Source organism: Streptomyces sp. NPDC057654, from assembly GCF_042800135.1.
In the GTDB taxonomy this organism is placed as follows: domain Bacteria; phylum Actinomycetota; class Actinomycetes; order Streptomycetales; family Streptomycetaceae; genus Streptomyces.
Map to the genome: position 1 here is coordinate 1 of NZ_JBHVHQ010000568.1, position 5,716 is coordinate 5,716.

Genomic DNA, 5,716 nt, shown 5'->3' on the forward strand with positions numbered 1-5,716 from the left:
AGTCCACACCGGGCTGCGGGGCGTCGCCTACGGTGCGTACGTACAGGTGCGGTCGTACAGCATCGTCCGTGCCACAGGGGGCACCGGACGGCGGCGCGGGAGCGAGGAGACGGCGATGGCGGAGCGGGCACTGATCGCAGGGGTGGGCGGCGCGGAGCCGAGGGTCGATCCGCAGGCGTTCACGGCGCCGACGTCCGTCGTGATCGGCGACGTCACGGTGGCCGCGGGCGCCAGCCTCTGGTACCACTCCGTGCTGCGCGCCGACTGCGGACCGATCGTCCTCGGCGCCGACAGCAACATCCAGGACAACTGCACCGTGCACGTCGACCCCGGCTTCCCCGTCACGGTCGGCGAGCGCGTCTCGGTGGGCCACAACGCGGTGCTGCACGGCTGCACCGTCGAGGACGAGGTGCTGATCGGCATGGGCGCCACCGTCCTCAACGGAGCGCACATCGGGGCCGGTTCGCTGATCGCGGCGCAGGCGCTCGTCCCGCAGGGCATGCGGGTGCCGCCCGGCTCGCTCGTCGCCGGGGTCCCCGCCAAGGTCAGGCGCGGGCTGACCGCCGAGGAGCGCGAGCAGATCAGGCACAACGCGACGATGTACCTGGAACTCGCCAAGGCACACCGCGCGGCCCTCCACGAGTGAGCCGGCCGGCTCTCGTACGTACGGGAGCCGGCCGGAAACCGTACGGAGACAGCCGGGCCCCGGCGGAACCCCCGTCCCCCTCCGCAAACCCGCTGGTAGCGCTTTTGCGCAGGTCATCGCAGGTGGCGTAACTCTGGCGTAATGGCGCTCGGCTACTGTCACCGGCCTGGCACGCACCACCGGCGGCAGGCCCGAGGGAGGACGTATGAGCGGCAGGACACCGCACACAGTCGATGCGGACGGCCCGGCCCGGTGGGGCTCGTCGCAGCCGAGGGCGCGGCGGGCCCGGCAGGTGGCGGACGTGCTGCGCCAGCAGATCACCGGCGGCGCCTTCGACGGCGGCGTCCTCCCCGACGAGCGCGCGCTCGGCGCGCAGTTCCACGCCTCGCGCAACGCGATCCGCGAGGCGCTGGGCATCCTGCGCGACGAGGGGCTCATCGCCCGCCGCCAGGGAGTCGGCACCACCGTCCTGATGCCCAAGTACGGGCACGGGCTCGACCGGCTGGCCGGGCTCGCCGAGACCCTGACGGGGTACGGCCCGCTCACCAACGAGGTGCGCGCCGCCCACCGGGTGGCGCACCCGCCCGCGGCCGTCGCGGAACGGCTCGGCCTCGCGTCCGGCGCGGAGGCGGTGTACATCGAGCGCGTACGGCGCATGGGCGGGCTCCCGCTGTCGCTGGACGCGACCTATCTAGCCGCCGACATCGGGCTGCCGCTGCTGGACCTGGATCTGGCCGGACGCGACCTGTTCGCGCTGATCGAGGAGACGACGGGCCGCCGACTGGGCCGCGCGGACGTGGCGGTGCACGCCGTCACGGCCGGCCCGGACGTCGCCGAGCTGCTCGATGTCCCCGTGGGCGCGGCCGTGTTCGCCATCGACCGGCTCACGCACCTGGCCGACGGCCGCCCCGTCGACGCGGAGTCCCTGCACATCCGCGCCGACCGGCTCACCCTGCACGCCACCTTGCACCGGGGCGCTCCGACCCCCGGCTGACATCGGGTCACGCCCGGACCGACCTCTGCCCATGACGCGCCGTGCGTCCCGTCCGCATGCCCTGCTCACCCGGAAGGCCGCGCCCCATGACCGATCCGAACACCCTGACCCTCGTCCTGCTGGCCCTCTTCGGGCTCGCCGGCGGCATCGGCATCACCGCGCTGGGACCCGGCGGCGTACTGCCCACCATCGGGCTGTTCGCCCTGACCGGCCTGGGCCCCGCCGAGGTGGCGGGCACCGCCATCGTCACCCATATCGCCACCGGCGCGCTGGCCACCGCCGCCTATACGCGCTCCGGGCAGCTGCGCGAGCCCGCGACCCGCCGCACCGCGCTGATCCTCGCGGGCACCGCCGTCATCGGCACGCCGCTGGGCGTACTGATCAACACCATGGTCTCCAAAGGGGCGTTCGGGCTGGTGCTCGGGGCGTGCGCGGCCCTGGTCGCCGTGCTCGTCTGGTACCGCGAACGCCACGGCGACGGCGATGACAACGGCGCAGCGCGCCATCCGGCGGCGCCGTGGATCGCCGTGCTGGGGTTCGCGGTGGCCGCGGCGAGCGGGATCGTGGGCATCGGCGGGCCGATGCTGACCGTCCCGCTGCTGGTCGCCGCGGGCGTCCCCATGCTGGAGTCGCTGGCGGCGGCCCAGGCCCAGTCGGTGGTCATCGCGAGCATCGGCACGCTCGGGTACGTGGCCCACGGCGCCGTCGACTGGCGGCTGGCCGCCCTGGTCGGCGTCCCCGAGATCGCGGGCGTCCTCATCGGCTGGAAGATCGCGCGCGCCCTGCCCACCCGCACCCTGAAGTACGCCCTCGTCGCCGCGCTGCTGGCGGTGGCCCCCTACCTGGCGCTGCACGGTTGAGCGACAGGGGGTTGGGGCGAAGATCACAGCTCACGGGTCTGATCGCCCGCGACACGGCCGACTACCGTGAGCGGGTGCCGAAGGACCGGAACACGTTCTCATTCAACGCGGCGGCCTCGCTCGGAGCCTGGCGGCGGCGGACCGTGTCGCGCGCCGTGCACCGCGGCTGGCGCTGGGTGCAGCAGGCCGGATCCGTCACCGCCGAGCGCCCCGGCCCGTACCGCTTCGGCGCCATCGGCCGCGGCACCCGGCTCGCGTTCCCCCTCGGCACGGTCTTCGGCGAGCCCTGGATCGTACTCGGCGCGCACTGCGTCATCGGCGAACAGGTCACCCTCACCGCCGGGATGATGCCCGGCGTCGACCTCGGCCCCGACCCCGTACTGCGGCTCGGCGACGGCGTCGTGCTCGGCCGGGGCAGCCATGTGGTGGCCTCGCGGCCGGTGACCTTCGGCAATGACGTGTTCTGCGGCCCGTACACGTACGTCACCAGCGACAACCACTCCTACGACGATCCGGCGCAGCCCGTGGGCAAGCAGTGGCCGCGCTCCGCGCCCGTCGAGATAGGGTCCGGCAGCTGGCTCGGCGCGGGCGCGGTGATCCTGCCGGGCGCCCGGCTCGGCCGCAACGTGGTGGTCGCGGCGGGCGCGGTGGTGCGCGGCGAGGTGCCGGACCACGCGGTGGTCGCCGGGGCCCCGGCGCGGGTCGTGCGGCGCTGGGACCCGGAGGCCGGCTGGCAGCCGCCGCTGCGGACCCCGCCGCCCGTGCCGATCCCGGAGGGCGTCACGCCCGAACAGCTCCTGGCGCTGGCCGAGTCGGGGCTGGAGCCGGACGGCTCCGACCCGTCGGCTTTCCCGGCGGAATGCTGAGCGCGGCCTCTGGTCGCCGGCTTTCTCGCCGGGGTGCTGAAGCGCGGCCTCGGCCGACTCCGAGCGCGGCCTCGGACGAGGCGTCCCCTCACCGCGACGCCAGCAGCACCGTCCCCACCAGCGCGAGCCCCGCGCCCGCCGCCTGGACGACGCGCAGCCGCTCGTTGAGGAAACCGCGCGCGGCGAGCGCCGTCACCACCGGGTAGAGCGAGGCGAGCACCGCCGCGACCGTCACCGGACCGCTGTGCGCGGCCAGGTTGTACGTGCCGTTGGCCGCCACATCGGCGAGGCCGACGAAGGCGAGCGTGGGCAGCGCGGCCCGCACCACCCGCGCGCCGCCCTCCGGCAGCGCCGGGTTGCCGCGCCGCACGGACGCGTACAGCGCGGTGCCGCCGACCGCCACATTGCACACGCGCTGCACGAACAGGGCGAGGAACAGCCCGGTCAGCGTGTGGGACGCCGCCGCGATCAGCGCCATCACCGACCCGAAGCCGAACGCCGCGACCAGCGTGAGCACCAGCGTCTGCCGCGCCACGGGCGCCCCGCCCGCCTGGGGCCCGCTGGCCAGCACGACGCCCGCCACGGCGACCGCGATGCCGGCGAACTGGAGCAGGCCGGGCCGCTCGCCGAGCATCAGCCCGACGCCGAGCGGCACCACGACGCCGCCCAGCGCTCCGAGGGGCGAGACGACGCCCATCGGGCCGAGCGCCAGCGCCCGGTAGAAGCAGAGCATCGCGGCTGGCCCGACCACTCCGGCCGCCGCCGCGAACCACAGTCGCGGCCCGGCCTCGGACCAGCCGCCGGTGGCGACGACGATCGCGCCGAGCACCGCCACGGCCAGGGTCTGGGAGACGACGACCACGGTGAGGGCGGGCATGCGGCGGGTGAGCAGGCCGCCGCCGAAGTCGGCGAGCCCCCAGAGGAAGCTGGTGGCCAGGGCGTAGAGCACGGTCATGCGGAGCCTCGAAGTACAGTGTGATGGACGGCGTGGTCCACCACACCGTAGTGCAATGAATTGGACTGTGTCATTGAGAATATTGGATGGACGATGACGGACCTCGACCAGCTCACGCAGTCGCTCGCCCGCAGCCTCAAGCGCTGGCGCGCCGAGCGCGGCTTCACCCTCGATGCCCTCGCGGCCCGCTCCGGGGTCAGCCGCGGCATGATCATCCAGATCGAGCAGGCCCGTACCAACCCCAGCGTCGGCACGACGGTGAAGCTCGCCGACGCCCTCGCCGTCAGCATCACCACGCTCCTCGACCACGACCAGGACGCGCGGGTGCGCGTCGTACCGGCGGCGCGGGCCGTGCGGATGTGGACCACCGAAGCCGGCAGCCACAGCACGCTGCTCGTCGACACGGGCGCGCATGGCCCCCTGGAGCTGTGGGAATGGGGGATCGAGCCGGGCGAGGGCAGCGCGTCCGACCCGCACGCGCACGGCGCCACCGAGCTGATCCACGTGACGGCCGGCGAGCTCACCCTCGTCGTCGACGGAGCGGCCCACACCATCCCGGCCGGGGCCTCGGCCTCCTTCGAGGCGAGCGCCCCGCACGCCTACCGCAACGACGGCGCCGAGTCCGTCGAGATGACGATGGCGGTGTCCCTCCCGCCCATGCGCTGAGACGGTCCGAAGCGCCGCGCGGAGGGCTGTTAGCTTGACGACCATGAGTACGCCCATGAGCACGCCGATGGAGGCGTTCGACGAGGTCCGCCCCGCCGCCGAATGCCTCGACCTGCTGACCGCGCCGGTCGCCGAGGCCGTACGCGGCTGGCGCGGCGCCGTCCCCGCCGAGCAGCTGCTGTACGTGGACACCGACCCCGAGAAGGCCGACACCGCGGTCTTCGTGGAGACCTACGGCCCGTGGCTGCTGGAGCAGTCCGCGAACTGCGTCGTCATCGCCGCCAAGCGCGCGGGCGAGTCCACCCTCGCCGCCGCACTGGTCCTCGGCCGCGCCCGCGCCGACGTCAACGGCGTCGCACGCCGCCACCTCGGCGCCCGCAAGGCATCGTTCGCCGCCATGGACACCGCGCTCGGCGCCACGGGCATGGAGTACGGCGGCGTCACGCCGATCGGGCTGCCCGCCGACTGGCCGGTCCTGGTGGACACGGCCGTCGCCGACTCCCCGTACGTCCTCATCGGCAGCGGCCGCCGCCGCGGCAAACTCATCGTCCCCGGCCGCGCCCTCGCCGAACTCCCCGGCGCCGCGGTGCTCGACGGGCTCGGCGTCTGAACGGGCCGAACGAGAGCCGCGGCCCCGACGCCGTTCGGGCAGCCTCGGCGCTCCGCGCCCCCGTCAGCCCAGCCGCGGGGCCTCGATCGCCGGGCAGCGGTCCATGACCATGTCGAGGC

The 5,716-nt window shown here is 74.5% G+C and carries 7 protein-coding genes; 6 read left to right on the forward strand and 1 reads right to left on the reverse strand.

Annotated features, from left to right (window positions below; genetic code table 11):
- Nucleotides 1-115 precede the first annotated feature (115 nt).
- From ACFU99_RS30785 to ACFU99_RS30800, 4 genes are all read left to right on the forward strand, one after another.
- The gene (locus ACFU99_RS30785; RefSeq protein ID WP_384398257.1) at nucleotides 116-646 is read left to right on the forward strand and encodes a gamma carbonic anhydrase family protein; all 531 of its coding nucleotides are present in this window, start codon (nucleotides 116-118) and stop codon (nucleotides 644-646) included.
- A 205-nt stretch (nucleotides 647-851) separates the two neighbouring features.
- Complete coding sequence (locus tag ACFU99_RS30790) at nucleotides 852-1,640, forward strand: GntR family transcriptional regulator (RefSeq protein WP_384398247.1); 789 nt, start codon at nucleotides 852-854, stop codon at nucleotides 1,638-1,640.
- An 86-nt stretch (nucleotides 1,641-1,726) separates the two neighbouring features.
- The gene (locus ACFU99_RS30795; RefSeq protein ID WP_384398249.1) at nucleotides 1,727-2,500 is read left to right on the forward strand and encodes a sulfite exporter TauE/SafE family protein; all 774 of its coding nucleotides are present in this window, start codon (nucleotides 1,727-1,729) and stop codon (nucleotides 2,498-2,500) included.
- Between the two features lie 74 nt (nucleotides 2,501-2,574).
- A complete protein-coding gene (locus ACFU99_RS30800; RefSeq protein WP_384398251.1) occupies nucleotides 2,575-3,366 on the forward strand; it encodes an acyltransferase in 792 nt (263 codons plus the stop codon).
- Between the two features lie 88 nt (nucleotides 3,367-3,454).
- Here the strand turns inward: ACFU99_RS30800 and ACFU99_RS30805 are convergent, their stop codons facing one another.
- The gene (locus tag ACFU99_RS30805; RefSeq protein WP_384398253.1) at nucleotides 3,455-4,321 is read right to left on the reverse strand and encodes an EamA family transporter; all 867 of its coding nucleotides are present in this window, start codon (nucleotides 4,319-4,321) and stop codon (nucleotides 3,455-3,457) included.
- A 93-nt stretch (nucleotides 4,322-4,414) separates the two neighbouring features.
- Between ACFU99_RS30805 and ACFU99_RS30810 the strand changes: the two genes are divergently transcribed.
- Nucleotides 4,415-4,987, forward strand: a complete 573-nt coding sequence (locus ACFU99_RS30810) for a helix-turn-helix domain-containing protein (RefSeq protein ID WP_384398255.1) — start codon at nucleotides 4,415-4,417, stop codon at nucleotides 4,985-4,987.
- A gap of 67 nt (nucleotides 4,988-5,054) precedes the next feature.
- Entirely contained in the window at nucleotides 5,055-5,597 is a 543-nt protein-coding gene (locus tag ACFU99_RS30815) for a YbaK/EbsC family protein (RefSeq protein ID WP_384398259.1), read from the forward strand.
- Nucleotides 5,598-5,716 lie beyond the last annotated feature (119 nt).